The 25061-nt window shown below is 67.5% G+C and carries 19 protein-coding genes; 6 read left to right on the forward strand and 13 right to left on the reverse strand.

The features are described 5' to 3' along the window. The 3 genes from BLR24_RS14675 to BLR24_RS14685 all read right to left on the reverse strand — a co-directional run bounded on the left by BLR24_RS14675 (position 1) and on the right by BLR24_RS14685 (position 2542). On the reverse strand, positions 1–1164 hold the full coding sequence (locus BLR24_RS14675; protein ID WP_093018026.1) for an ABC transporter substrate-binding protein: 1164 nt from the start codon (positions 1162–1164) through the stop codon (positions 1–3). A gap of 77 nt (positions 1165–1241) precedes the next feature. Beyond that, a complete protein-coding gene (locus BLR24_RS14680) occupies positions 1242–1781 on the reverse strand; it encodes a cupin domain-containing protein (protein ID WP_093018028.1) in 540 nt (179 codons plus the stop codon). Continuing rightward, positions 1778–2542 (reverse strand): NAD-dependent epimerase/dehydratase family protein, encoded by a 765-nt coding sequence (locus tag BLR24_RS14685; protein ID WP_093018030.1) that lies wholly within the window; start codon positions 2540–2542, stop codon positions 1778–1780. Before BLR24_RS14685 ends, BLR24_RS14680 begins: the two co-directional genes overlap by 4 nt. Before the next feature lie 96 nt (positions 2543–2638). On the opposite strand from BLR24_RS14685, the gene BLR24_RS14690 reads away from it, so the two are divergent. After that, entirely contained in the window at positions 2639–4084 is a 1446-nt protein-coding gene (locus BLR24_RS14690; protein WP_093018032.1) for a MocR-like pyridoxine biosynthesis transcription factor PdxR, read from the forward strand. A gap of 16 nt (positions 4085–4100) precedes the next feature. Here BLR24_RS14690 and trmB read toward each other — a convergent pair whose 3' ends face one another. The 4 genes from trmB to BLR24_RS14710 all read right to left on the reverse strand — a co-directional run bounded on the left by trmB (position 4101) and on the right by BLR24_RS14710 (position 7908). Beyond that, the gene (trmB, locus tag BLR24_RS14695; RefSeq protein ID WP_093018034.1) at positions 4101–4850 is read right to left on the reverse strand and encodes a tRNA (guanosine(46)-N7)-methyltransferase TrmB; all 750 of its coding nucleotides are present in this window, start codon (positions 4848–4850) and stop codon (positions 4101–4103) included. After that, positions 4850–5773, reverse strand: a complete 924-nt coding sequence (gene gluQRS, locus BLR24_RS14700; RefSeq protein ID WP_093018036.1) for a tRNA glutamyl-Q(34) synthetase GluQRS — start codon at positions 5771–5773, stop codon at positions 4850–4852. The genes trmB and gluQRS overlap by 1 nt, the downstream gene beginning before the upstream one ends. A gap of 11 nt (positions 5774–5784) precedes the next feature. Beyond that, on the reverse strand, positions 5785–6867 hold the full coding sequence (locus BLR24_RS14705) for an NAD(P)/FAD-dependent oxidoreductase (RefSeq protein ID WP_093018038.1): 1083 nt from the start codon (positions 6865–6867) through the stop codon (positions 5785–5787). An 87-nt stretch (positions 6868–6954) separates the two neighbouring features. Further along, positions 6955–7908: a LysR family transcriptional regulator gene (locus BLR24_RS14710; protein WP_093018040.1), complete on the reverse strand. Its 954-nt coding sequence runs from the start codon at positions 7906–7908 to the stop codon at positions 6955–6957. Positions 7909–8085: 177 nt separating this feature from the next. Here BLR24_RS14710 and BLR24_RS14715 point away from each other — a divergent pair, with 177 nt between their 5' ends. From BLR24_RS14715 to BLR24_RS14730, 4 genes are all read left to right on the forward strand, one after another. Further along, positions 8086–8787: a pirin family protein gene (locus tag BLR24_RS14715; RefSeq protein ID WP_093018042.1), complete on the forward strand. Its 702-nt coding sequence runs from the start codon at positions 8086–8088 to the stop codon at positions 8785–8787. An 85-nt stretch (positions 8788–8872) separates the two neighbouring features. Further along, positions 8873–9313: a DoxX family protein gene (locus BLR24_RS14720; RefSeq protein WP_093018044.1), complete on the forward strand. Its 441-nt coding sequence runs from the start codon at positions 8873–8875 to the stop codon at positions 9311–9313. Between the two features lie 64 nt (positions 9314–9377). Further along, the gene (locus tag BLR24_RS14725) at positions 9378–9941 is read left to right on the forward strand and encodes a flavodoxin family protein (protein WP_093018046.1); all 564 of its coding nucleotides are present in this window, start codon (positions 9378–9380) and stop codon (positions 9939–9941) included. 13 nt (positions 9942–9954) lie between these two features. Then, positions 9955–10866: a pirin family protein gene (locus BLR24_RS14730; RefSeq protein WP_093018048.1), complete on the forward strand. Its 912-nt coding sequence runs from the start codon at positions 9955–9957 to the stop codon at positions 10864–10866. 36 nt (positions 10867–10902) lie between these two features. Here the strand turns inward: BLR24_RS14730 and BLR24_RS14735 are convergent, their stop codons facing one another. Next, on the reverse strand, positions 10903–11688 hold the full coding sequence (locus BLR24_RS14735) for a sulfurtransferase (RefSeq protein ID WP_093018050.1): 786 nt from the start codon (positions 11686–11688) through the stop codon (positions 10903–10905). Between the two features lie 61 nt (positions 11689–11749). Here BLR24_RS14735 and dnaE point away from each other — a divergent pair, with 61 nt between their 5' ends. Next, entirely contained in the window at positions 11750–15268 is a 3519-nt protein-coding gene (gene dnaE / locus BLR24_RS14740; protein ID WP_093018052.1) for a DNA polymerase III subunit alpha, read from the forward strand. A 61-nt stretch (positions 15269–15329) separates the two neighbouring features. On the opposite strand, the gene BLR24_RS14745 is transcribed toward dnaE, so the two are convergent. From BLR24_RS14745 to BLR24_RS14765, 5 genes are all read right to left on the reverse strand, one after another. Then, positions 15330–20561, reverse strand: coding sequence for an AAA domain-containing protein (locus BLR24_RS14745; RefSeq protein ID WP_254787307.1), 5232 nt, complete (start codon positions 20559–20561; stop codon positions 15330–15332). Then, entirely contained in the window at positions 20558–21778 is a 1221-nt protein-coding gene (locus tag BLR24_RS14750; protein WP_093018054.1) for a SprT-like domain-containing protein, read from the reverse strand. Before BLR24_RS14750 ends, BLR24_RS14745 begins: the two co-directional genes overlap by 4 nt. 52 nt (positions 21779–21830) lie before the next feature. Continuing rightward, positions 21831–23561, reverse strand: a complete 1731-nt coding sequence (locus tag BLR24_RS14755; protein WP_093018056.1) for a peptidoglycan D,D-transpeptidase FtsI family protein — start codon at positions 23559–23561, stop codon at positions 21831–21833. Positions 23562–23679: 118 nt separating this feature from the next. Continuing rightward, complete coding sequence (gene tolA / locus BLR24_RS14760) at positions 23680–24606, reverse strand: cell envelope integrity protein TolA (RefSeq protein WP_093018058.1); 927 nt, start codon at positions 24604–24606, stop codon at positions 23680–23682. A gap of 3 nt (positions 24607–24609) precedes the next feature. After that, positions 24610–25047, reverse strand: a complete 438-nt coding sequence (locus BLR24_RS14765) for an ExbD/TolR family protein (protein WP_093018060.1) — start codon at positions 25045–25047, stop codon at positions 24610–24612. Positions 25048–25061 lie beyond the last annotated feature (14 nt).

Here is a 25061-nt window from a genome sequence, read left to right on the forward strand (position 1 = left end):
TCAGCGCAGCACGCGTCCGTCGGCCGATATGCTGATCAGGTCGATGTTCCGCGATGCGTCGCGCAGACCCGGGCGCAAGTTGACGCGGAAGCCTCCCACGTCGTAGTCGGTCATCGCGGTCATCACGCGCTGCAGACTCGCAGTCGTGAAGGCGCGGCCCGCGCGGCGCACTGCCTCGCCCACCACCTTGGCCGCAATGAAGCCCTCGAGGCCTTCGTACGAGGGCGTCTGGTCGGAGTTGTCGAGGGCGGCGCGGTATTCCTTGACGATGGGAATCGCCGAGGGCCGCGGCGAGGGCACCACCTGCGAGATCACGATGCCGCCGATGTCCTTGCCCAACTCGGCATAGAGCGGATCGATGCCCACGATCGAAAAGGCCATGAAACTGCCGGCATAGCCGCTCTTGCGCAGCTTGCGGATGGCGTTGGCCGTGGTGCCTGAGAGCGACACGAGCACGATGGCCTGGGGCGTCTGCTGCAACACCGTCTTGAGCGCCGCGTCGAGCTTGTCGCCGCCGCCCACGGGCACCATGGCGGTGGCCACCAGCTCGGGCAGCTTGAGTTCGGTGATGGCCTGCTGTACGGCGGCCAAGCCGGCGCGGCCCATGGCGTCTTCGTCGCCCACCAGCGCAACGCGCGTCTGCCCCACGGTGGCGCACTGGCGCACGATCTTCAGGGCTTCGTCGATCATGCCCGGGCGCACGTGGAACACGTTCGGGTGGCTCGCCTCGCGCAGCGTGTCCGCTGCGGCAAAGGGCGCGAACAGCAGGCTGCCTTGCTGCGTCGCCACGCTCGCTCCGGCAGCGCTGCTGGCGGTGCCCACAAAGCCGAACAGCATGTCGGCCTTGTCGGCGCCCAGGAGAGTGCGTGCGTTGGCGCCGGCGCGGGCCGCGTCGTAGCCGTCGTCGAGCTGCAGCAGCTTGAGCTGGATTCCGCTGGCGGCATTGCGCTCGTTGAATTCACCTACTGCGAGCCGGCTGCCCGCGGCAAAGGCCAGCCCGATCTCGCCGGCCGCGCCGGTCAGGGGTACCGATTGGCCCAGCAGCACCACCCGTGTGCCCGCTGGTGCCGCCTTGGTGGATTGAGAAAGCGCCGAAAGAGGAAGGCCGCCGCCCAGCAGCATTGCCCCGCACGCCTTCATCACTTTCCTTCGAGAGCCGTTCATGTGCCACCTTTCGTACAAAATTAGTAAAAAAGTGTAGCAAGTTCGGTGCCCGCGGAGAAGATGGGTTTACGCGCCTTTCAGTCCGCGTCGGGCGGCAGCACCAGCGGTCCGCAGTTCTCGTCGGTGACGAACACGGCCACCAGCTTGGCGGGCCGCACGGGATCGGGGTTTTCCGCAAACAGATGCAGCGTGCGCGGCGGCTCGAAGAAGGTTTCGCCGCTCTTGTAGGTGCCCACCGGTCCACCGCCCAGCTGGGAGCGGATCGTGCCTTCGAGAATGATGGCGGTCACGGAGCCCGGATGCCGATGGGCCGGCGAATAGGCGAGCGGCGGAAAGTCGACGAGGACCGTGGTGACCGACTTGCCCGGCACGTTGGGCAGCGCTTCGCAGGAGAGTACCTTGACCGAAGTGGCTGGCCTGGCGTCGGCGCCCGAGCCCGCGGGCGCCGGGGCGGAAGAGAACATCGGCCGGGCGACGCCGCTGCATACGTCGGCGAACCATTGCGCTGCTTCCTGGCGGTTGCCGTGCGGCATCAGCGCCCAGCCGGCGGCCAGCACCAGCGAGAGCGCCGCGATGCCCGCCCCCAGCGGGATGCGATGAAGCCGGGCCGGCTTCACGATGCCACTCCCTGGCGCTGCCGCTCCCGCTGGCGCAGCCGCAGCGATGCGTGCCAGCCGAGTTCGCGCTTCGCCTTTTCGCTGCTGACATCGGGGCCGTCCTCGGCGATGTTGAAGATGCCGCCGCCTTCCGCATGCCGCAGCGCCAGCACCGCTGCCCAAGCCGCGGCCTCCACGTGGACGGGACATGTGCCCTTGGGGCCGGCATTCCATGTGCCCGGCCCGTAGAACTGCCCATGGCGCAGCACCGTGGCCGTGAGGCCCGCGGCGGCGAGCACGCTGCGCTCGAGCGCAGCCACGCCATCGACGCTGACGCGGCGCAGGCCTTCGGCCTCGAGATCGAGCGGGTGTTCTTCGACGTGGGGCAGCGGACCCGGTGCGTACATCCAGGCGATGCTTTGCGCCACAAGCCGGCGGCTGCCGGCGGCCAGCGCCGCGGCCACGAGGTTGCGCGTGCCTTCGGTGCGCACGCGTGCATTGCGATGGGCGGCGTCGGCCATCAGCTTGGGATCGAGGTCGGGCGGCAGGTCGGTGAGCTGGTGGATCACGGCCGTCGGCGCAATGCGCTTCAGTGCCACTCGCAGAGCTTCAGCATCGAATACGTCGACGACCACCGGCAGCGCGCCGCGCGCCTCCAGCGCATGCGCGCGCTCGGCCCGCCGGGTGCTTCCATACACGGTGTAGCCCGTGTCGATCAACAGCGGGACCAGCATGCTGCCAATGGCACCGGCCGCGCCCGCCACGAATATCTTCTCGCTCATCGCATGTCCTTTTCTCTGATTGGCTGCTTCACGGTTTCAGCTTAGGGTCTCGATGCCACACTCGAAAGAGCCAAGATTCGTCAAAATGAATAGGCCATGATTCAAGAGAAGACCTTTTCCGCCGCCCACCTGGCAATCGACCGCGCGGCGCCTGCCCCGCTGTACCGGCAGGTCTACGAGCGCTTCAGGGCGGCCATCGAACTGGGGGTGCTTAACCCGGGCGATCGCGTGGCATCCGCGCGCAGCCTGGCGAGTGAACTGGGCGTGGCGCGGGGCACCATCGAGACGGCCTACACCCAGCTTTCGGGCGAAGGCTATTTCTCGCCGCAGGGCCAGGCGGGCACGGTGGTTTCCCCTTCGCTTCCCGCGCGACGGCCCGCGCGCCGCGGGCCCCAAAGAACCGCGCCGGAGGCGATCGGCCAGGCACTGACCGAACCCGCTCCGCCGCCGCCATTGCAACTGGGCATTCCGGCGCTCGACGCCTTTCCGCGCAAGCTCTGGGCGCGCCTGGCCGCGCGGCGCGTGAGGGCGACGACCGCGGCCGACATGTTCTATGGCGACCCTTCGGGCCACCCGGCGTTGCGCGCCGCCATTGCCGCCTATCTGCGGGTGTCGCGCGGCGTCTCGTGCCATCCGTCGCAGGTCTTCGTGACCGGGGGCTACCGCGCGTCTCTCGCGCTCATTTCGCACACGCTGCTCGCGAAGGATGATCGCGTGTGGGTGGAAGACCCGGGCTACACGCCCACGCACGAGGTGCTGCGCGGCGCCGGCCAGCGCCCGATGCCCGTGCCGGTGGATGAGGAAGGCATGGACGTTACGCATGGCATGCGCAAGGCAGCAAAGGCGAAGATGGCCGTCGTCACGCCTTCGCACCAGGCGCCGCTGGGTGTGTCGATGTCGCTCGCGCGCCGGCTGCAACTGCTCGACTGGGCCTCCGAGGCAAAGGCCTGGATCGTCGAAGACGACTATGACGGCGAGTACCGCTACGCCGGCCCGCCATTGCCCGCCCTAAAGAGCCTGGATGGCCACGATCGCGTGCTGTATGCCGGCAGCTTTTCGAAGGTGCTGTATCCCGGATTGGCGCTGGGCTATCTGGTCGCGCCCGACTCGCTGCTAAGCGCCTTCGGCGAGGCTGCGCGGACGTGGTCCAACGGATGCCCGCAACTCACGCAGGCGGTGGTGGCCGACTTCATGCGCGAAGGCCACTTCTCCCGTCACCTCAAGAAGATGCGGCTGCTCTATGCACGCCGCCGCAGCGTGTTTGCGGCCGCCTTGCAGAAGGCCTTTGGCGAGGACGTGCGCATCGATCTGCAGAGCGGCGGCATGCACCTGATCGCGCGCTTCGACCGGTGGCGCGAAAGCGATGAGGAGCTGGCCCGTCGCGCGCAGCTCGCCGGCCTGAACTGCCAGCCGCTGTCCCGGCGAGGCACGGCGGCTTTTCGCGACGAGGGGCTGCTGATGGGCTTCACCAACATCGGCTCCGCCGCGGATGCGCAGCAGCTTGCAGCGAAGCTGCGGGCCGCTTTAGGCGGAAAGCCCTGAAAAGGTTGGAAGAGGTTCAGATGCGCTGAAACACCAGGTCCCAGACCCCGTGGCCCAGCTTGAGGCCGCGGTTCTCGAACTTGGTCAGCGGCCGGTAGCCCGGCTTGGGCGCGTAGTCTTCGGCCGTGTTGCGCAGCAGCGGCTCTGCGGACAGCACCTCGAGCATCTGCTCGGCATAGGGTTGCCAGTCGGTGGCGCAATGGATGTAGCCGCCCGGCCGCAGATGCCCGGCAAGCTTCTTCACGAACTCGGGCTGGATCAACCGCCGCTTGTTGTGGCGCTTCTTGTGCCACGGATCGGGAAAGAACACGTGCACGCCGCCCAGCGAATCGGGCTTCAGCATATGGTCGAGCACGTCCACCGCATCGTGCGCGCAGATGCGGATGTTGGTGATCGACTGCTCGCCGATGCGCTTGAGCAGTGCACCCACGCCGGGCTCGTGCACTTCGCAGCAGAGAAAGTTGGTCTCGGGCATCACCGTGGCGATGTGCGCGGTGGCCTCGCCCATGCCAAAGCCGATTTCGAGCACGGTCGGCGCGGCGCGGCCGCCGAAAGCGGCGGTGAGGTCGAGCGGCTCTGGCTTGTAGGGAATGAGAAACAGCGGACCGAGTTCGGCAAAGGCGCGCGCCTGTCCGTCGGTGGTACGGCCGGCGCGCTTCACGAAGCTCTTGAGGCGGCGGTGCAGCGGATGCGGCTTGTTGTCGTCGTCGCCCGCGTCGTCGTCGCTGGGTGGAAGGTCGTGGGGCACGGTGTCGGAAGAGGTCATTACGGCCGCGAATTGTAGAGACGGCGCCATTCGGGCACCCAGCCGGCCAAAGCCGCGGCACAAGTGCGCCCCTGCGCGGCGCCCAGGCCGAGCACGCGCGCCGCAGCATCGAGCGAGGCCAGTGCGGCTTCGGGCGTTGCGGTATCGATGGAGGTCGCGCCGTTCTGCTTGGAGAGCTTGTCGCCATCGGCGCCGCGCACCAGCGGCGTGTGCAGGTAGCTGGGCGTGGGCAGCCCGAGCGCGCGTTGCAGCAAGATCTGGCGTGCGGTGTTGTCGGCCAGGTCTTCGCCGCGCACGACGTCGGTCACTCCCTGTTCCGCATCGTCGACCACCACCGCGAGCTGGTAGGCCCAGGGGCCGTCGGCACGGCGCAGCACGAAGTCCCCGACCTCGCGGCTGACGTGCTGGCATTGCCGGGCGAGGCGGCGGTCGGCCCAGCAGAGTTCACCGTCCGGCAGCGCCGGCTGGGCAGATTCGAACTTCTCGGTGGCAAAGCGCCAGGCTCGCGGGGGCTTGCCGTGCAAGCCATTGCGACAGGTGCCGGGATAGACCCGTTCTCCGTGGCGCGTGTGCGGCCGGCCAAGGCGCGCCAGCGCCTCGTCGATGTCCTTGCGCGAACAGCCGCAGGGGTAGGCAAGGCCGAGGGCCTGCAGCCTGGCAAGTGCCGCGTCATAGCGGCCGGTGCGCGCCGTCTGCCACACCGGCGCTTCATCGGGCAGCAGGCTGCAGTCGGCCAATTGCCGGAGGATGTGCTCGCCCATGCCGGGCAGGCAGCGTTCGGTGTCGGCGTCTTCGATGCGGATCAACCAGCGCGCCTGCAGACCGCGGGCGCGCACGTCGAGCCAGCTCGCAAGCGCGGCCACCAGCGAGCCGGCATGCAGCGGGCCGGTGGGTGAAGGCGCGAAGCGGCCGGTCTCCCGCATCCCTGGTTGGATCAGGCCGCTGCCAGCGCCAGCGAAAGGCCCGAGAGGAACGCGTCTTCCACGCGGTGCCCGGTGCACCAGTCGCCGGCCACGCCAATGCGGGCCTTGGCGTCCCAGAGGTGGCTCTTGCCGACGGGAACCTGGGTCTGGGCTTCGGTCCAGCAGCGTGCCTGGGCGTGCGTGGGCGTGGCGTGGATGCCGGTGATTTCGGCGAAGGCGCGCAGCAGCTTGGCTTCGACGCGCGCGGCGTCGTCGCGCAGGTGTTCTTGCGACCAGGTGGCGCTGGCCTGCAGCGTCCAGCGCTCGACGCGTTCGCGGCCGGGCTTGGACGACTCGCGCGCCAGCCATGCCACGCGGTGGTGGGTGCTGCGCGCCGCATTCCATTGCGGGCCCAGGTGCGACATGTTGGCCTGGTTGGCCTGCGGAAACGCGATCATCAGCGTCCAGCACGGCGCGATGCGCACCGGCTCGATCTTCTGGCTGACGGACGCGGAAAGCTTGCCGTCGCCCAGCAGCACGCGTGTGCGCGAAGGCGGCACGGCCAGCAGCACGCCGTCGAAGCCCGAGTACACGTGCTGCGAATCGTCCGGGCCCGCGGTGCGCAGCTGCCAGCGCTTGGGGTCGAGCGCATCCGGTTCGATCTGCGTGACCTGCGTGTTGGCGACGAGGCTGTCGCCGAGCGGTGCAGCCCAGTGGCTCACCAGCGCATCCATGCCGGGCTGGGCCACCCAGTGCGATTCGCGGCCGGGCAGGGCCGCCTCGGCCACGCGGCCATGCGCATCGAGCACGCGCACGAGGTTGGCGCTCCATGGGCGGCAGAGACTGGGCGTGGCTTCGAGCGCCAGCGCAAAGCGGGGATCGCGCACGGTGAAGTACTGCGCGCCGCTGTCGAAGCGGCCAAAAGCGGTTTCGACGCTCGCCATGCGGCCGCCGGGCGTGGCTTCGCGCTCGAACACCGTGACCTTGTGGCCGGCCTGTACCAGCGTTCGGGCGCAGGCCACGCCGGCAATGCCGGCGCCGACGACGGCGTAGTGGCGTGGAGCGGTGGGCGTTCGGTGGCGGTCGGTTGCCTTTGCAGTTGCGCGAGTGGTCATTCGGGACTCTTTTCTTGTGTGGGGGAGACGATGGATGTATTCGGACTCTACAACGGTCTGCGAAGGGCGCTTTCGGGCGGCTGGCGCTCAGCGCCCCCGATGCCGCTCCAGCAGCGCCCGCCGCGTGGCCTCGTGGTCGAATTGCGCGAGCCACCATTCGAGCGCGCGGCCCGGCCCGCCGGCGCTGCGCACGCGCCATGCGCAGTGCATGGTCGCGAGTGGCGGGCGGCGTTCGGTCTTGCGTTCGACCAGGTGTCCGGCCTCGATATACGGCCGTGCCATCGGCTCGGGCAGAAAGCCCCCGCCCAGGCCGTGCAGCTGCGCATTCAGCTTGGCATGCATGCTCGGCACCGTGAGCACGTCCTGTCCGCCGACGAGGTTGACCGTCATGCTCGGCCCGCTGCGCACCGAGTCCGCGGCCGCAACCGCGCGGTGCTGGCGCAGCACTTCATCGGTCAATGGCTCGGGCAGGCGCGCCAGCGGATGGTGCGGCGCGACGGCATAGACGAAGCACAGCTCGCCGATCGGCCGGCTGCGGATGCCCGTGGCCGTAAAGGCAAGGCTCGCCGCGTCCAGCACGGCGCCGATGGCCAGGTCGGCTTCGCCGCTGGTCAAAGCCTCGATGGTGCCGAGCAGGGTTTCATCGCGCAGCTTGAGCCGCGTGGGCGGATCGAGCGCGAAGAAGGCGGTGGCCAGGTCAAGCAGCGGATCGCGCGCAATCACGCTGTCGACCGCGATGGTGAGCATCGGCTCCCAGCCGGTGGCGACGCGCTTCACGCGGTTGGCGACCGCATCGATCTCGCCCAGCAGCCGCGCCGCCTCGCGCAGCAGTTCGGCACCCGCCTCGGTGATGCGGGCCTGGCGCGCGCTGCGGTCGAACAGCAACACATCGAGCGCGTCCTCGATCTGGCGCACGCGGTAGCTGAGCGCGCTGGGCACCAGGTTGAGCGCGCGGGCCGCGCCCGCAAAGCTGCCTGTGCTGGCCACGGTCTGCAGCATGGCGAGCGCGTCGGGGGTCAGTACGTCTCTGGCGCTGGGCATCGCGGCTCCATGGATGAGTCGATCGATTGATCAAAAAATTTGAATGATGCCATCAAACCCCGGCGCTTTCAAAGCGGTGGTGCGGGCCTAAAGTTCTTTACATCCGCTGCGCATCCGGCGCGGCATACGAAGAAGGCCCGGGCTCCCCCTCGGGGAAAGGGCCGAAGGAGTTCGACGATGTTGCAAGTCCGTAAATCACAGGAACGCGGTTATGCCGACCACGGCTGGCTGCGCTCGTTCCACAGCTTTTCTTTCGCCGGTTATTACGACCCGGCCCACATGGGTTTCGGCAATCTGCGGGTGATCAACGAAGACCGCGTGGCCGCGGGCGCCGGCTTCGGCACCCATGGCCACAAGGACATGGAAATCATCAGCTACGTGCTCTCTGGCGAGCTGGCGCACAAGGACAGCATGGGCAACGTGGAATCGATTCCGCCGGGCGACGTGCAGCGCATGAGCGCGGGCCGTGGCGTGATGCACAGCGAGTTCAACCACAAGGCCGACGAGACCACGCACTTCCTGCAGATCTGGATCGAGCCGAACGTGCGCGGCATTGCGCCCGGCTATGAGCAGAAGAAGTTCAGCACCGACGAAAAGCGCGGCAAGCTGCGCCTGGTGGCCTCGCCAGACGGCGCTGAGGGCTCGGTGACGGTGCATGCCGATGCGCGCCTGTTCGCGGGCCTTATCGACGGCGACGAACAGGCCAGCCTGGCGCTCGACCCCGAGCGCAAGAGCTACGTGCACCTGGTGCGCGGCGAGCTCGAAGTCAATGGCCAGAAGCTCGCGGGCGGCGACGCCGCAATGCTCGAAGGCGAATCTCATCTCACGCTGGGCGCCGGCAAGGATGCCGAAGTGCTGGTGTTCGACCTGGCCGCCTGATTCCCGCGCCGGGCGCCGCCGCCCGGCACTTGTCTTGCTTCCCCTTTCCTTCATTCAATCAATCAACTCAAGGAGTTTCATCATCATGGCAACCACCGCATTCAACGCAACCTCGGCGACCACCACCCCCAATGCGGCACAGGACACGCTGGCCCTCGTCGGCCGTATCCTGATGGCGTACCTGTTCATTCCGGCAGGCATCGGAAAGCTCGTGGGCTTTTCGGGCACCGTGGGCTACATCACGTCGGTCGGCTTGCCGCTGCCTGAAGTAGGGGCGGCGATTGCCATCCTGGTCGAGCTGGTCCTCGGCATTGCGCTGCTGGTGGGCTTCAAGACCCGCTGGACCGCCATCGTCATGGCGGTCTTCACGGTGGCCACCGCGCTGTTCTTCCACAAGTACTGGTCGGCGCCCGACGCCATGAAGATGATGCAACAGATCAACTTCAACAAGAACATCGCCATCGCCGGTGGCCTGCTCGCTCTGGCCGCCTTCGGCCCTGGCCGCTTCAGCATCGACAAGCGCTGATCGGACGCACGTCGTCCACTCCGCTTGACTTCTTTTTCAACAAACACAACTCAAAGATAACTTCATGACCATGATCGCAGTCGTTTTTCATTCGGGCTACGGCCACACGCAACGCATGGCCCAGGCCGTGGCGGAAGGCGCCAACGCAGAGTTGGTCCAGATCGACGCCGACGGCAACCTGCCGGCCGGAGGCTGGGAGCTGCTGAACGCGGCCGACGCCATCATCATGGGCTCGCCCACCTACATGGGCAGCGTGAGCTGGCAGTTCAAGAAATTCGCGGATGCGTCGTCCAAGGCCTGGTTCTCCCAAGCCTGGAAGGACAAGATGTTTGCCGGCTTCACCAACAGCGCATCGATGAACGGCGACAAGCTCTCGACCCTGCACTACCTGTTCACGCTGGCCATGCAGCAAGGCGGCGTCTGGGTCGGCACCGCGATCATGCCGAGCAACACCAAGGCGGCGCAGCGCAACGACATCAACTACGTGGCCTCGTTCAGCGGTGCGATGGCGCAGTCGCCCTCGGATGCGTCGCCGGCCGAAATGGTGCAGGGCGATCTGGACACCGCGCGCCTGTTCGGCGAGCGCGTGGCCAAGGCCTCGGCGCGCTGGGCAGCCGGCAAGGCCTGAGGCATGATGCAGCATGGACTCGCTTCTATCGCTGCATCCCGCTGACAAGGACCTCGGCGGCGGCTTCAAGGTACGGCGACTGCTGCCGGCCGCGAACCGCCGCTCGGTCGGGCCCTTCGTCTTCTTCGACCACTTCGGCCCGGCCACCGAACAGCCCGGCGCCGAGCACGACGTGCGGCCGCATCCGCACATCGGCCTTTCCACCGTCACCTATCTTTTCGAAGGCGCGATGATGCATCGCGACAGCCTTGGCAGCGTGCAGGAGATCCTGCCCGGCGCCATCAACTGGATGACGGCGGGGCGCGGCATCGTGCACTCCGAGCGCAAGCCCGAACGCCTCAAGGCCGACACCTACGTTAATCACGGTCTGCAGCTCTGGGCTGCATTGCCGCAGGCGCATGAAGAAACCGAGCCGAGCTTCGAGCACACGCCGGCCGGTGCCATTCCGGAGCTGGTGGAGCAGGGCGTGGCGGTGCGCGTGCTGGTGGGCGAGGCTTTCGGAAAGCGCTCACCGGTCAAGACGCTGTCGCAAACAATCTACCTCGATATCGCATTGCCCGCGGGTGGCCGCTTCGAACTGCCCGCACTGGCGCCCGAATTAGCCGTCTACACAGTGGATGCCGATGCGAGCGTCAACGGTGAGCCGATTCCCGCGCACACGATGGCGGTGCTGCCGGACGGCGCGGGCGCAGTGCTCAGCTCGACGACCGCCGTGCGCCTGATGGTGATCGGCGGCGAGCCGCTCGATGGCCCGCGCTACATCACCTGGAATTTTGTTTCGAGCCGGCGCGATCGCATTCTCGAAGCCGGCTCCGACTGGGCCGCGCAGCGCATGGGCCATGTGCCCGGAGAGACCGAATTCATTCCGCTGCCGGGCAAGCCTTTTGGCGTGCGCGAGCCGGACGTCGGCACCACACCGGTCTGACGCGCCCGCGGCAAAGAACGCCTCGCGCCGCGGGGGTCAGTGCTTCAACGCGAGGTCAGGATCTTCGGAGGCGCGTGCGCTGGCGTCTGCCGCGCGCGCGCTCAGGTCGGGTGCCAGCGCGCGCCTGCCGTCGAACACGAAGCAGTCGCCGTGGTAGTGCGCACCGCCGACCTCTTCGAAATACTTCAGGATGCCGCCTTCGAGCTGCAGCACGTTCTCGACGCCTTCCTCGCGCATCAGGATGGCCGCCTTCTCGCAGCGGATGCCGCCGGTGCAGAAGCTCACCACCGTCTTGCCCGCGAAATCGGCGCGATGCGCTTTCAGCGCCGGCGGGAACTCGGTGAACTTGGTGAGGCGCCAGTCGATCGCACCGTCGAAGGTGCCTTCGTCGACCTCGAAGGCATTGCGCGTGTCGAGCAGCGCGATCTCGCGGCCTTCGTCGTCGTGGCCCTGGTCGAGCCAGCGCTTGAGGGTGGGGGCATCCACGCCCGGCGCTCGCCCGGCAGCCGGCTGGATGGCCGGGTGGTCCATGCGGATGATCTCGCGCTTGAGCTTGACCAGCATGCGGCGGAAGGGCTGCGCGGCGGACCAGCTTTCCTTGGTTTCGAGGTCGGCAAAGCGCGAATCGGCGCGGAGGCCCGCCACAAAGCTTCGGATGGCGTCGGGAAGGCCCGCCAGGAACAGGTTGATCCCCTCGGGCGCCAGCAGGATGGTGCCCATGAGCCCCAGGGCCTGGGCGCGCTCGCGCAGGTCTTCACGCAGCACGGGGCTGTCGTCGATGGCTACGAATTTGTAAGCCGCAATATTCAAAATCTCTTGCACGGGGGGCGATTGTAGGGATTGCCAACCCACATCGTGGAGTGCCGGTTTCTACAATGGGAGGATGTTTGTTCACCTGCGCCTGCACACCGAGTTTTCCGTCGTCGACGGCACCAACAGAATCGACGAAGTGGTCAAGGCGGCCGCTGCCGACAAGCAGCCCGCGCTCGCCATCACCGACCTGAACAACCTGTTCGGCGCGGTCAAGTTCTACAAAGAGGGGCGAGGCAAAGGTGTCAAGCCGGTCATCGGCGCCGAGATTTTCATCGAGGGACTGGGCAAGGAGCCCGGCGTGCTCACCCGCATCGTGCTGCTGGTGCAGAACACGGAGGGCTACCTGCACCTGTCGGAGTTGCTGGCGCGTGCGTGGACGCAGAACGTGGGCCGCGGACAGTCGCAGGCGGCCTGCAAGCTCGAATGGCTTGAGGAATTGCAGGGCGGACTCATCGCGCTTTCGGGCGCGCAGGCCGGCCCGTTGGGCGCGCCGCTGCTGCAGGGGCAGGAAGAACGCGCAGCCGAACTGGCGCTTCAGCTGGCGGGCATGTTCCCGCACCGCTTCTACATCGAGCTGCAGCGCGCGGGTCGCCCTGAGGACGAGCCGCATGTGATTGCCGCCGTGAAGCTCGCGGCCCGACTGCGCCTGCCGGTGGTTGCCACGCACCCCGTGCAGTTTGCCGAACGCCAGGACTACGAGGCGCACGAGGCGCGCGTTTGCATCTCGGAAGGCGAAATCCTCGGCAACCCGCGCCGCGTGCGCAAGTTCACCGAAGAGCAGTATTTCAAGTCGAGCGCCGAGATGGAAGCGCTCTTTGCCGACGTGCCGAGCGCGCTCGCCAATACGGTCGAGATTGCCAAGCGCTGCAACCTGACGCTGGTGCTCGGCAAGCCGCAGCTGCCCGACTTTCCGACGCCTTTCGTCAGCGAAGGCGTTCGCATGCCGATCGACGAATTTTTCCGCCAGGAGTCGTTTGAAGGCCTGGAAGCGCGTCTTGCGCATCTTTACCCCGACGTCGCCAAGCGCGATGCCGAGCGGCCGCGCTATGTGGAGCGCCTCGAGTTCGAGATCAACACGATCCTGAATATGGGCTTCCCCGGCTACTTCCTGATCGTGGGCGACTTCATCAAATGGGCCAAGAACAACGGCTGTCCGGTGGGCCCGGGCCGGGGTTCGGGTGCGGGCTCGCTGGTAGCGTATGCGCTCAAGATCACCGACCTCGATCCGCTCGAATACAAGCTGCTGTTCGAACGGTTCCTGAATCCCGAGCGCGTCTCGATGCCCGACTTCGACATCGACTTTTGCCAGGGCAACCGCGACCGCGTGATCGACTACGTGAAGGACAAGTACGGCCGCGACGCGGTGAGCCAGATCGCCACCTTCGGAACCATGGCCGCGCGCGCCGCCATTCGCGACGTGGGGCGCGTGCTGGACATGAGCTACATGTTCTGCGACGGCATCAGCAAGCTGATTCCGAACAAGCCGGGCCAGCCCGTCACGATCCAGTACCCGCCGAATCCGAAGGTGGAAGGCGACAAGAACAACTACGCCATCGAGATGGAGCCGCAGCTTGCGTCCCGCATCGAGAAGGAAGAAGAAGTGCGCATGCTGGTCGAGCTGGCGCAAAAGCTAGAAGGCATGACACGCAACATCGGCATGCACGCGGGCGGCGTGCTGATTGCGCCCGGCAAGCTCACCGATTTTTGCCCGCTCTACCAGCAGCCCGGCAGCGACTCGGCCGTGAGCCAATACGACAAGGACGACGTGGAGGCCATCGGCCTCGTGAAGTTCGACTTTTTGGGACTGGCCACGCTCACCATCCTCGAGATCGCGAAAGAGTTCATCGTCAAGCGCCACAAGGGCCAGGAGAACTTCGCGTACGAGAACATCAAGCTGGACGACCGCGAAACCTACAAGCTGTTTTCCGAGGGCAAGACGGAAGCGGTGTTCCAGTTTGAAAGCCGCGGCATGCAGGGCATGCTGAAGGACGCGCGGCCCACGCGTCTTGAAGACCTGATTGCGCTCAACGCGCTGTACCGTCCGGGCCCGATGGATCTGATCCCGAGCTTCGTGGCGCGCAAGCACGGCCGCGAAGAGGTGGAGTATCCGCATCCGGCCGTGGCCGAAATGCTGTCGGAGACCTACGGGATCATGGTCTACCAGGAGCAGGTGATGCAGACCGCGCAGATCCTGGGCGGTTACTCGCTCGGCGGCGCCGACCTGCTGCGCCGTGCGATGGGCAAGAAGAAGCTCGAGGAGATGGCCGAGCACCGCGAGAAATTCCGCGCGGGTGCGCTCGCGACGCACGGCATTCCCCAGGACAAGGCCGACGAGATCTTCGACTTGATGGAGAAGTTCGCCGGGTACGGCTTCAACAAGTCGCACGCCGCCGCGTATTCGCTTCTCGCGTACCACACGGGTTGGCTCAAGGTCCATTACACGGCCGAGTTCTTCTGCGCCAATATGACCGTGGAAATGGACGACACCGACAAGCTCAAGGTGTTGTTCGAAGACGCGCAGAAAAACTTCGGCATCACCTTCGAGCCGCCGGACGTGAACCGCGGCAACTACCGCTTCGAGCCCGTCACCGACAAGGTGATTCGCTACGGACTGGGGGCCGTCAAGGGCACGGGCCAGCTGGCGGTCGAGGCCATCGTGCGGGCGCGCGAAGAAGGCGGGCCGTTCAAGAGCCTGTTCGATTTTTGCGTGCGCATCGATCGCCAGCGCATCAACAAGCGCACGGTCGAGGCGCTCATCAAGGCCGGCGCGTTCGACGCGATCCAGCAGAACCGCGCGTCGCTCATTGCCTCGGTCGACCGGGCCTTCGAGTTCTCGTCGGCCACCGAGGCCAATGCCGCGCAGGTCGACATCTTCGGCGACAGCGAGCACGGCTCGGCGACGCAGGAGCCCGAGCTGGTCGATGCCACGCCCTGGGGCGTGAAGGAGCGGCTCACCTACGAGAAAACGGCCGTCGGCTTCTATCTCTCGGGCCATCTGTTCGACGAGGTCTCGCACGAGGTGCGGCGCTTCTGCAAGCGCGAGATCGGTGACCTGATGGACACCCGCGAGCAGCAGGTGATCGCGGGCATCGTGAGCGACTTCCGCGTGATCAACGGGCAGCGCGGCCGGCTGGCGATCTTCAAGCTGGACGACAAGTCGGACTCGATCGATGCCACCGCCGACGAGGCGCTGATCAACGCGAACCGCAACACCCTGAAGGACGACGAACTGGTGATCGTGAGCGGCCGGCTGCAGCCGGGGCGCGGCGGTTTCGAAGCGCGCTTTCAGGTGCAGCAGGTGTGGGACCTGGCCACGGCGCGATGCCGCTTTGGCAAGTTCCTGCGGGTGGCCGTGAACGGCAAGGCGCCCGACATCGCCCGTCTGGTGAAAGACTTTCCTCCGCGCACCGAGCAAAGCGAGCATGGCGACCTGGTGCAGGGGCTGCCCGTTCGTCTCTCGATGGCGCGTGGTGGTGCGCAGGTCGAACTGCAGCTGGGAGAGCGCGCCAAGTTCTTCCCGACCGATGCTGCGCTCGCGAGCTGGACGGCGCAGGCGGAAGCTGGAAAAGCCTCGGTGGTCTACGAGTAAAGAGGCAAGCAAGGCGCGCGGTTGCGCAGCACCCGCGCGCGCTCGCAGGCCGAACTCGACCTCAAGCGGCTGTGCCCGGTGCGCTGGCGGCAGTGGTGGCAGCGAGCTCGCCCGCCTTGTCTCCCTTCTTGCGCAGAGCCAGTTCGATCTGTTCGAGCACGGCCTCCGGCGCATGCAGCCAATCCTTGGCGAGCACCTGCACCACCTCCCAGCCGAACGCATCGAGCACGCGCGGACGCGAGACATAGCGTTCGAGCACGTCGCGGTTCTCGTAATGCGCAGCGGTGTCCACGAGGATGCCCAGTGCATAGTGGCCGGCCTCGGGCGCGCGTAGCGCAAGGTCGCAGCGGAAGCGCGACTGTCCCACCTGTTCGTCGACCGCGTGGCCGCGCGCGCGCAGCGCCGCCGCGAGCTGCGCCGTCACTTCGTCGGTGCGCGCATGCTGCGCGCTGCTGCCCCGCGTGAGCGGGTTCATGCCTTCGAGCACGCGCCGCGCGGTGGCCGAGTCGCCACGCGACAAGCACTCCGCATAGCGCAGGAACTGCTTGAGGGCCGCAGCGCCTTCGTTGTGATCGTTTGTGATCGCCTCGTGGCGAATGGTCGAGACCACCGCCATGTGATGCCGTGCACGGCTGAAGATCACGTTCAGCCGCTTCTCGCCGCCGCGCTGGTTGATCGGCCCGAAATTCATCAGCATGCGGCCCTCGGGGTTCGGGCCGTAGCAGATGCTCAGAATGATGATGTCGCGCTCGTCGCCCTGCACGTTCTCCAGGTTCTTGATGAAGAGGCCGCAGAACTGGTCGTCTTCCTCGCGCACGTACTCGGCCTCGAGCCGCGCGGCGAAGTCGCTGTCGATGGCGCCGAGCGCATCGAGCTCGGCTTCGATCTCGGTCTGCTGCGCTTCGGAGAAGGCGACGATGCCCAGGCTTCGGCCCGTCTCGCGTTTGAGCAGTTCGCGCACCAGTTGCGCGATGTGGCGCGCCTCGCCGTCGTTGATGCGGTTCTCGTACACCGCATCGGTCACGCGGTGGAAGCTGATGGCGCGCGAGAGCAGGGCATCGACCTGCGCCGCCACCGATTCGTCAGTCGGGTTGCGCGACTGCACGAGGATCTCGTCGCGCGCGGCCGCGGGCAGGCTGCGGTCCGGAATGGTGAACAGGTTGCCCGCGTAGAAGGCTGCGTTCGAAAAGCCGATGAGCGACTCGTAGCGGCTGCGATAGTGCCAGGCGAGCAGGGTGGCCGGCAGGTTGCGCGCGCCCTGGTTCAACAGGCTGTCGGCATCGAGCACCACGGCGATGCGGTCGCCCTCGTCCTCGACCGACACCGTGTCGTCCTCCGGATCGCGGCCCGAGGAGAAGAAGCTCGTCGGCGGGAGCTGCATTTCGTCGCCCACCACGATGATCTGCGGCGCGCGGTAGAGCGCGGGCACGGCTTCTTCCACCGGAATCTGGCTCGCCTCGTCGAAGATCACCACGTCGAACAGATCGGCGGCGAGCGGCAGCGTGTCCGACACCGAGAGCGGGCTCATCAGCCAGATCGGTTTCATGTCGCGCACGACCTGCCCGGTATCGCCGGAGGCGAGTTCGCGGATGGCCTTGTAGCGCATGGTCTTGCCGAACTCGTGTTCGAGTTCGCGCCGGCCCGCGTTGTAGCTTTTCTTGAAGAGCTTGCCGCCAGCGTCGAGCTGGCTTGCGGGCAGGGCGCTCTTTTGCACATGGTCACGAAAGCGCTGGCGCACCGCGGCGGCCAGGGTGCGGGCGTTGCGGTCGAGCAGCTTGCGCTCCCCCTCGCCCAGGCGCTGCGCATGGCGCGTGAGCGCGGCGCTGTCGAAGCGCGGCAGCCAGCGCTCGGTGCGGTAGACCCGCTCCAGCCCTTCGTGCGCCACGGCGTATTCGACGGCGTCGGGCGCGAGCGGCAGCGTGCGCAGCGCCCTGGCCACCGCCGGATCGGCATCGGCCAGTTCCTGCAAGTGGGGCAGCACCGTCGGCAGGGTGTCGGCCTGCTCGCGCATCGTGCGGGCCAGCGCTTCGAGCGACGCCAGCGGCTGGGTGGCAGGGTCGGCCAGCAGTTCGTGCCACAGGGCATCGAGCGCGTCCGTGCGCTGGCCGAGGGCGGCCAGTCGTTCGACGTTGCGGCTCGCGCCGGGTTCGGTGTGCAGGTGCGCATGGAAGGCTGCGTGCACGCCGTTGCCGGTGCCATCGCCGCGGCGCAGGGTGTCGAGCTGCTGCACGAACTCTTCGGGGTCGGTGCAGCCGTAGGTGGCTTCGATCTGCGCCGCCTGCTTGCCGACGGCCGCGCGGGCCGTGTGCTCGCCCAGCAGTTCCTCGAGCACCTGGCTGGGCAGCGGGCGGACTGCGTGCTTGGCGAAGTCATAGCGGCGCTTGAGCTCGCCCGACAGCCGCCACCACGAGGGCTGGAGCCAGCGCAGCAAGGAGCCTTGTTGCGCCTTGGCCTGAGCGAGGCCGGCTTCGGTGTCGCCCGGCGAGAACTTGTCGCGCCAGTGGATCGTGCGTTCGAGGGCTTCCTTGAGCACCTGCTGCAACGCACGGCGCTGCGTCATCGCCTCGCCGAAAGCGAGGCTGGTGGGGTGTGCGGTGTCGAGCAGTGAGAGATGCCCGCGCGCAGCGAGCGCAGCCACGCGGCGTGCGTCGGCCACCACGGCCAGTGCGTCGCCCCAGAGGACGCGGGCGTCGGCGAGCGGTGGCCAGGCTTCGATGAGTGCATCGCGGTGCGGGCCGATCTGCTCCGCCGTGCGGTCGCCGAGTTCGACCAGCCGTGCGAGCGGCCGCTCCTGCCGCAGCAGCGCCGGCGCGAGCTGCGCGAAGGCATGCTGCGCGAGATACGGCACGCCGAGGCTTTCGGTCACGGCGAGGTGCAGGCGGGCGATCAGGTCGGCATGACGGCGCCAGGCCGCGAAGGTGGGCAGGGCCTCGGCCTGCAACGGCGTGAGCGCCGGGTCGTGCGGCTTGAGCGCGATCAGCCGCGCCATCAGCGTACGCACTGTCACGGCCAGATGTTCGGGTGCTTCGCGCATCGCGGCGTCGAACCGCTCCAGCGCCTTCAGGTCGGCGTCCATGGTGTCGACGAGTTGCTTGCGCTCGCGGGTCTCGGCCTCCAGTTCCTCGGGCGACGCGAGCCAGTGCTCGTAGGTCTTCTTGAGGTTCTGCACGAAGGCCTTCTTGTCGCCCTGCGAGTCATGAATCATGCAGCACAGCTCGTCCAGCCCCTGCTGCCTCAGCCGATGGAACACCACGTCGATGGCGGCGCGCTTCTCGCAGACGAAGAGCACGCGCTGGCCCCGCCCGACGTAGTCGGCGATGAGGTTGGTGATGGTCTGCGACTTCCCGGTGCCGGGCGGCCCCTGGATGATGTAGCTGGTGCCGGTGCGCGCCAGCGCCACGGCGGCGGTCTGCGTGGCGTCGGCCTGCACCACGGGCCACTGGTCGGCCAGCGGCAGCGCAGCCGGCGGTTCGGCATCGACCTGGCGCGGCTGCAGCGAGAACACGCGGTCGAAGGCCTCGCTCGCGATTTCGGTTTCGCTCAGCGCCGAATAGTCGCGCACCAGGGACATCTTGCGATGGTTGAAATTGCCGAGCGTCACCGAGGTGAGGTCGACGTCCCACTGGTAGGGATTGCCGGTGCTTTCGCGCAGCGTGAAGGTCTCGCGCTCGGTCTGGGCTGCGGTGGAGGCCATCTGCGGTGCGCGCGGCACGGGCCGGGCGCCGACCGCATCGCGCAACGGCAGCGGAACCGGCCGCACCTTCGCGTGAAAGAGCTGAAGGCCGAGCGGGCGGAAGTCGTCGCGCGCGTAGCTGAAGTCCTGCGCCGCGACGGGTTGCGCACCGGGGTTGCGCACGCGCGCGCGGCGCTTGAACTGTTCGAGCCGCTGGCGGGCACGCTGATGAATCAGTTCGATTTCGGGCTGCTTCACGAGCCGCAGCTGCACGCCGGGCTCGCTGGCCGCGATCTGTGCGGCGAGCTGGGCATGGAACTGCTCGATGGTGGTTTCGCGCAGATCCACCGTCTCGGGCAGCACGATGCCGTAGAGCTGGCGCAGGTGGTGCCGCAGCGTCGGGTTGACCTGGGCTTCGCTCGAGGCGGCTTCAAGCAGGTACTGGTCTTTTACTCCCTTCTTGCGCGTGAGTTCGACCGACAGCATGAGGAGCGGCGACGCGATGCGCTCGGCCCGCTCGGTTTCTCCTTCCTTCAGGTTGTGCCAGCGCAGGAAGGCGATCACCAGTGACAGCTGCGAGAAGCCGTATTCGGAGCGGTCACGCCGCGCCTCCTGCAGGATGCGGTCGAGTGCGCCCGGCAGGTAGGGCTGGTCTTCGAAGCGCAGCCAGCGCGCGAGCGGCACGGGGTCGCAGGTGGCGATGTCGCTCGCAAAGCGGCCGTCCCACACGCAGAGCTGGTCGACGCGGATGTTCTTGATGTCGACCACCAGCGGCACGCTCGCCACCGTGAGGTTCACGTGCGTCTGGCTGGGTTTGAAATGCAGCAGGCGGTTGCGTCGCGAGAGGTCGAAGAGGCGGTCGCGCAGATGCAGGCGGATCGCCTGGCGGCGCTGGCCCGCGCCGTCCCTGGCGGGCGCGATGCGGTCGAGGCCGAGGTCCAGGGGCTGGTCACGGTAGGTTTCGAGCCGGCGGATCACCGAGGGCAGGTCTCGTGCGCGTTCGTGGCGGTCGAGCGCGGTCATCTCGCCGATCACCGCGCCCACCACCGGGTGCAGACGGTGGTTGAGTGCGAACAGGTTGCCGCGGCCCGCGACGAAGCGGCTCAGGTCCTCGGTGTCGGTGAAGTCGAGCCCGCACGAGAGGCTGGCCAGCACCTGGCCGAGGCAGAGGATGTCGGTCAGCGCGTCATGGTGCCCGAAGCGCAACTCCCACGCCGTGTAGCCGGGCAGGTAGACGGGGCGCGTCGGCAGGGCGTCGGGCGAGGCGTCGGCCATGAGCGCAAGGTTCTCGACCGACACGCCTTCGTCGGTATCGACCGTCACGCGGTGTTCGCCGACCACGCGCAGCACGGAAGCCGCGGGCTGTTCGAGCGGTGCGATGGCTTCGCGGTTCTGGCGCGGCTCTGCGCCTGTGGGCTGTGCGAGCGCGAGGGCGGGTGCGTCGTCGACACGGTAGGCGAATACGCTTCCGAGCGCGGCGACCTTGCCTTGCTCGTGCAAGGCGGACACCTCGCGCAGCAGCGGCAGCACGAGGCTCAGCACGTCGTCGGTCTGCAGGCCACCGTGGGCGTCGCCGGTGTCCAGCAGCTGCTGAATGGGAGAGGTGGCGGGTGTCGTCATGCGGATGCGCCCTGAAGATGTTGGGCCGCTGCCTTTTCAAGCAGGGTGGCGGCATCGCGCTTCACGCGGGTCAGGCTGCGCTTGGGAAAGCGCATGTCTTTCAGGACGCGCTGTTCGAGCTGGTCGGCGCAGCCCATGGCTTCGGCAAGACCGAGCGCGGCGGCGAGCGTGATGTCGTCGAGGTCGGGGTCGGCCGCGACGAAATCGACCAGCACGCTGGCCAGGTAGTCGTGCACGCCAGCCGGCACCGGCGCGGGCGGCGGCATGGTCGCCGAGGGCGGCGCGAAGTTCGGGAAGAAGCGGCGCGCGTGGGCCAGCAGCGATTCGGACTGCAGGAACGGGCGTTGCAGCAACTGGGCGATGGTCTCGCGCGTCAGTGCATTGGCGCGCTGCTGGCCGAGCAGGTCGAGCGTGGCGACGTCCAGCGGGCCTTCGAGCGCGCCCGCCAGCCATTCGTCGGCTTCGGGCTGGCGCTCGGTCCACAGGCGCAGCGCCCGCGCTCGCACGAACACCTCGGGGTGGCTGGTGCCGCGCGTCTGGAGTTCGGGCTCGGCGCAGATCTCGTCGGCCTGCCGCAGGTAGCTCGCCGCATTGACCTGCGCGAGGCCGGTCTGCACCTTGACCAGCGCAGTGACCGCGGGTTCGAGCGCCGCGCAGGCGATGCAGGCACCGCGGTCGGCAAAAGCCTCGGTGTAGAGCCCGTAGCGGCGCGCCGCATGCAGATGGCTCGCGTCGGCGCGGGAGTCGGCCGCCGCGGCCTGCAGGATGCGGTCGACCACGTGGTACTTGCCGCCGTCGCGCTCCCACAGCAGGTAGTGCGCGAGTTCATGGCCGAGCACGGCCTGCAGCTCGGGGCCCTGCAGGCGTTCCAGCAGCGGGCCCGAGAGCACGATGTGCGCCTCGCCGGGCAGGAAGTAGAGTGTGGCGTTCATCGTGCCGTCGCCCGCCTGGTAGAGCGTGACGCGCGCAGTGATGCCCAAGTGCAGCGCGGCCGCGGTGCAATGCGCGTGCAGATCGGGATGGGCATCGGCATCGAGCCGGTACGAATTGCGCAGCAGGTCGGCGCGCACTGCCGCGGCATGCTCCTCGCGCGCTTCTGCCGAGGCAGCCCAGCGCCAGACCTCGCGCTCGTTCGCCTGCAGATGGGCGGCAAGTGCTTGCTGGTAGGGAAGCGGGGTCAGATCTTCGAGGCGAACGGCGGGAGTGGTGTCGACCATGTCAGGAGCGCCAGGCAATAAGTTGCCGACGATCCTAAACGAGCGGCTCTGCTCAGTGCGCCATCGGCGCGACGGCCAGATCGGGCATCACGTTCATGATGCGCAGCGTCTGCTGCACCACCTGGCTGAACACCGGCGCCGCCACCAGACCGCCGAAGTACTTGCCGGCGCTCGGCTCGTCGACCATCACCGCGACGATGATGCGCGGCTTGTCGATTGGCGACATGCCCGTGTACCAGGCGCGGTACTTGTTGCCGGCGTAACCCTTGCCGACCTGCTTGTGCGCGGTGCCGGTCTTGCCGCCCACCGAATAGCCCTCGGTCTGTGCCAGCGGCGCGGTGCCGCCGGGCGCGGCCGCCATGTGCATCATCTGGCGCACCTCGCTCGCCACCAGCGGCGAGAACACCTGCACGCCGGCCGGCTGCTCGCCGTTGTTCTTCAGCAGGTTCACAGGGATCACCTCGCCGTTGTGAGCGAAGGCGGTGTATGCATGCGCAATCTGGAACAGCGAGGCCGAAAGGCCGTAACCGTAGGACATGGTGGCCTGCTCGATCGGGCGCCATGACTTCCATGGCCGCAGCCGCCCCGTCACCGCACCGGGAAAAGGCGTCTGCGGCTTCTGCCCGAGGCCGACGGCCGTGAGCGAGTTCCACATCTCCTCGGCCGTCATGCGTTGCGATATCTTGGTCGCCCCCACGTTGCTCGACTTCTGGATCACACCCTCGACCGTGAGCACGCCGAAGTTCTCGTCGTCATGGATGGTCGCGCCCGACACGGTGATGCGTCCCGGATTGGTGTCGATGATGGTCTTGGGCGTGACGCGGCCCAGTTGCAGCGCGGTGGCAACGGTGATTGGCTTCATCGTCGAGCCGGGCTCGAACACGTCGGTCATCGCGCGGTTGCGCAGTTGCTCTCCGGTGAGATTGCGGCGGTCATTGGGGTCGTAGCTCGGGTAATTGGCCATGGCCAGCAGTTCGCCCGTCTGGGCGTTGACCACCACCACGCTGCCGGCGTGCGCCTTGTTGGCAATGACGGCGTCGCGGATCTTCTCGTAGGCGAAGTACTGCACGCGGTCGTCGATGCTCAGCTGGACGTCGTGGCCATCGGTCGGCGGCACCTGGTCCTCGGTGTCCTCGACGATGTGGCCCAGCCGGTCCTTGATGACGTGGCGCGAGCCGGAGGTGCCGGCCAGTTCGCGGTTGAAGGCAAGCTCCACACCTTCCTGCCCGGTGTCCTCCACGTTGGTGAAGCCGGCCAGGTGCGCCGCCGCCTCGCCTTCGGGGTACTGGCGGCGGTAGTCGCGCCGCAGATAGATGCCCTTGATGTCGAGCGCCGCGATCTCCCGGCCGACCGACGGGTCGACTTGGCGCTTGATCCAGACGAAGCTCTTGTCCTCGTCCTCGAGCTTCTTGTCGAAATCCTTCTGCGGCATGCCAAGCAACCTGGCCGCTTGCTTGAGCTTGGCCTGCACCGCGGGATCGTCGCGCTCGATGTCCTCGGGAATGGCCCAGATGCTGGGCGCGGGAACGTCGGAGGCAAGGATCATCCCATTGCGGTCGAGGATGCGGCCGCGGTTCGCAGGCAGTTCCAGCGTGCGCAGGTAGCGCACATCGCCCTGGTGCTGGAAGAAGTCGTTGTCGAAGATCTCGATGTAGGCCGCACGGCCCGCCAGCAGCACGAAGCCAAAGGCAATGCTGGCGACGATGAACTTGCTGCGCCACACGGGCGTTGGACTGGCAAGCAGCGGACTGCTGCCGTAGCGGATGCGGCCGTTGGGATTCATCTTGTGCGGGCATGGCACCCGGCTGTTGTTGTCCGCGGGTAGACAACGGGGCATCGGACGAGTTCCGGGCGGTGGTCCGAAACCGCCCGGAATCGATGCGCAAATCGATGCTGCGCCGTCAGCGCTTGGGCCGCAGCGAGACGATCAGCGACGGGAAGATGCGCCCGTCGGTGTCGCGCGGCAGCTTGTCGGTCTTGTGCAGGCCGCGTTCGGCGGCTTCGTCCCAGGCAGGGAGCCCACTCGACTTGGTGAGCTTGACGCCGACGATGGTGCCGTCTGGCGCGAGATTCACTTCGAACTCGGCCGCGGGGTTGCCGTTCACCGTCTCCGCATCGGGGAAGGTGATGTTCGGCCGCACCGCCGCTGCAATGCGTCCCGCGTAGCCGCTCGAGGGCCCCGACGAACGCAGGGCCGTGCCCTTCGAATCGTCGGCGCCGCTCGCGCCGGCCAGGCCCTGCATGCGCTTGAGCGTTGCGGCGCGGTCGGCGGCCGCCTGCTTGGCGGCAGCTTCCTGCTGCTTTTTCGCTTCGGCCTGCTTGGCCTCGGCCTCTTGCTGCTTCTTCTGCTGCTCGGCGAGCTTTTGCTGCTGGACCTTCTTGCGCTCGGCTTCGTCTTCGGCGCGCTGCTTGGCCTCGAGCTCTTTCTTGCGCTGCTGTTGCTGGCGCTCGAGCTCGCGCTCCTTCTGCTCTTTTTCTTCCTTGAGCTTTTTCTCACGCTCCAGGGCGATGTCGGGCGCGCGCGGCGGTGGCGCGGGTTCCGGGGCCTTCACCTGCGGCGGTGGCGGGGGCGGTGCGGGCGCAGGCGGCGGTGGTGCGGGGGCGGGCGTCGGGGCTTGCGGTGCGGACAGGCGCGGCGCAGCCTGCTGCACCGTGGAAGACCACAGCTCCGCATCGACCGCGCCGTCGTCGGCCTCGCTGCGCCAGCGCACTCCCCACGTCAGCGCCGCGATCAGGAGCGCATGCGCGACCAGTGCGAGCATCACCGCGCGCGGCGTGCCGCGCTGCGGTGGTGGTGCGAACTCGGGGCGATCCAGGGCGAGCGACATGCCTTATTTGCCGCCCGTGGTGGTGACGGACAGGCCTACGCGCTCGATGCCGCTGCGCTTGAGCTGGTTCATCGCCTTCACGACGGTTTCGTACTTGACGGACTTGTCGGCGCTGATAACCACGGGGCGCTGCTCGTCGCCGCCCTGGGCGGTCTTGGCCGCGGAGCCGATCTGGGTCATGGGAATCGACGCGCCGCCGCTGCCGGTGGACGGGTCTTTCTTGATCTGCACTTCATCGTCGCTCTTGATCACGATCTCGATGGGCTTGTCGGGCTGCTTGTTGGCGCGGTCGACCGAGGGCAGGTTGATCACGCTCGGCGTGATGAGCGGCGCCGTGACCATGAAGATGATCAACAGTACCAGCATCACGTCGATGAACGGGACCATGTTGATCTCGTTGATCGTGCGGCGGCCTCGGCCCCGGGATGAAACGGCGGGCATGCGCTGGACCTCCG

The sequence above is a fragment of the Variovorax sp. OV700 genome, from assembly GCF_900099805.1.
In the GTDB taxonomy this organism is placed as follows: domain Bacteria; phylum Pseudomonadota; class Gammaproteobacteria; order Burkholderiales; family Burkholderiaceae_C; genus Variovorax.

Excerpts from the sequence above, each read along its gene's own strand:
- BLR24_RS14675 (WP_093018026.1), bottom strand. The coding sequence starts at position 1,164 with ATGAACGGCTCTCGAAGGAAAGTGATGAAGGCGTGCGGGGCAATGCTG.
- BLR24_RS14685 (WP_093018030.1), bottom strand. The coding sequence starts at position 2,542 with ATGAGCGAGAAGATATTCGTGGCGGGCGCGGCCGGTGCCATTGGCAGC.
- BLR24_RS14690 (WP_093018032.1), top strand. The coding sequence starts at position 2,639 with ATGATTCAAGAGAAGACCTTTTCCGCCGCCCACCTGGCAATCGACCGC.
- trmB (WP_093018034.1), bottom strand. The coding sequence starts at position 4,850 with ATGACCTCTTCCGACACCGTGCCCCACGACCTTCCACCCAGCGACGAC.
- gluQRS (WP_093018036.1), bottom strand. The coding sequence starts at position 5,773 with ATGCGGGAGACCGGCCGCTTCGCGCCTTCACCCACCGGCCCGCTGCAT.
- BLR24_RS14705 (WP_093018038.1), bottom strand. The coding sequence starts at position 6,867 with ATGACCACTCGCGCAACTGCAAAGGCAACCGACCGCCACCGAACGCCC.
- BLR24_RS14710 (WP_093018040.1), bottom strand. The coding sequence starts at position 7,908 with ATGCCCAGCGCCAGAGACGTACTGACCCCCGACGCGCTCGCCATGCTG.
- BLR24_RS14715 (WP_093018042.1), top strand. The coding sequence starts at position 8,086 with ATGTTGCAAGTCCGTAAATCACAGGAACGCGGTTATGCCGACCACGGC.
- BLR24_RS14720 (WP_093018044.1), top strand. The coding sequence starts at position 8,873 with ATGGCAACCACCGCATTCAACGCAACCTCGGCGACCACCACCCCCAAT.
- BLR24_RS14725 (WP_093018046.1), top strand. The coding sequence starts at position 9,378 with ATGACCATGATCGCAGTCGTTTTTCATTCGGGCTACGGCCACACGCAA.
- BLR24_RS14730 (WP_093018048.1), top strand. The coding sequence starts at position 9,955 with ATGGACTCGCTTCTATCGCTGCATCCCGCTGACAAGGACCTCGGCGGC.
- dnaE (WP_093018052.1), top strand. The coding sequence starts at position 11,750 with ATGTTTGTTCACCTGCGCCTGCACACCGAGTTTTCCGTCGTCGACGGC.
- BLR24_RS14745 (WP_254787307.1), bottom strand. The coding sequence starts at position 20,561 with ATGACGACACCCGCCACCTCTCCCATTCAGCAGCTGCTGGACACCGGC.
- BLR24_RS14750 (WP_093018054.1), bottom strand. The coding sequence starts at position 21,778 with ATGGTCGACACCACTCCCGCCGTTCGCCTCGAAGATCTGACCCCGCTT.
- BLR24_RS14755 (WP_093018056.1), bottom strand. The coding sequence starts at position 23,561 with ATGAATCCCAACGGCCGCATCCGCTACGGCAGCAGTCCGCTGCTTGCC.
- tolA (WP_093018058.1), bottom strand. The coding sequence starts at position 24,606 with ATGTCGCTCGCCCTGGATCGCCCCGAGTTCGCACCACCACCGCAGCGC.
- BLR24_RS14765 (WP_093018060.1), bottom strand. The coding sequence starts at position 25,047 with ATGCCCGCCGTTTCATCCCGGGGCCGAGGCCGCCGCACGATCAACGAG.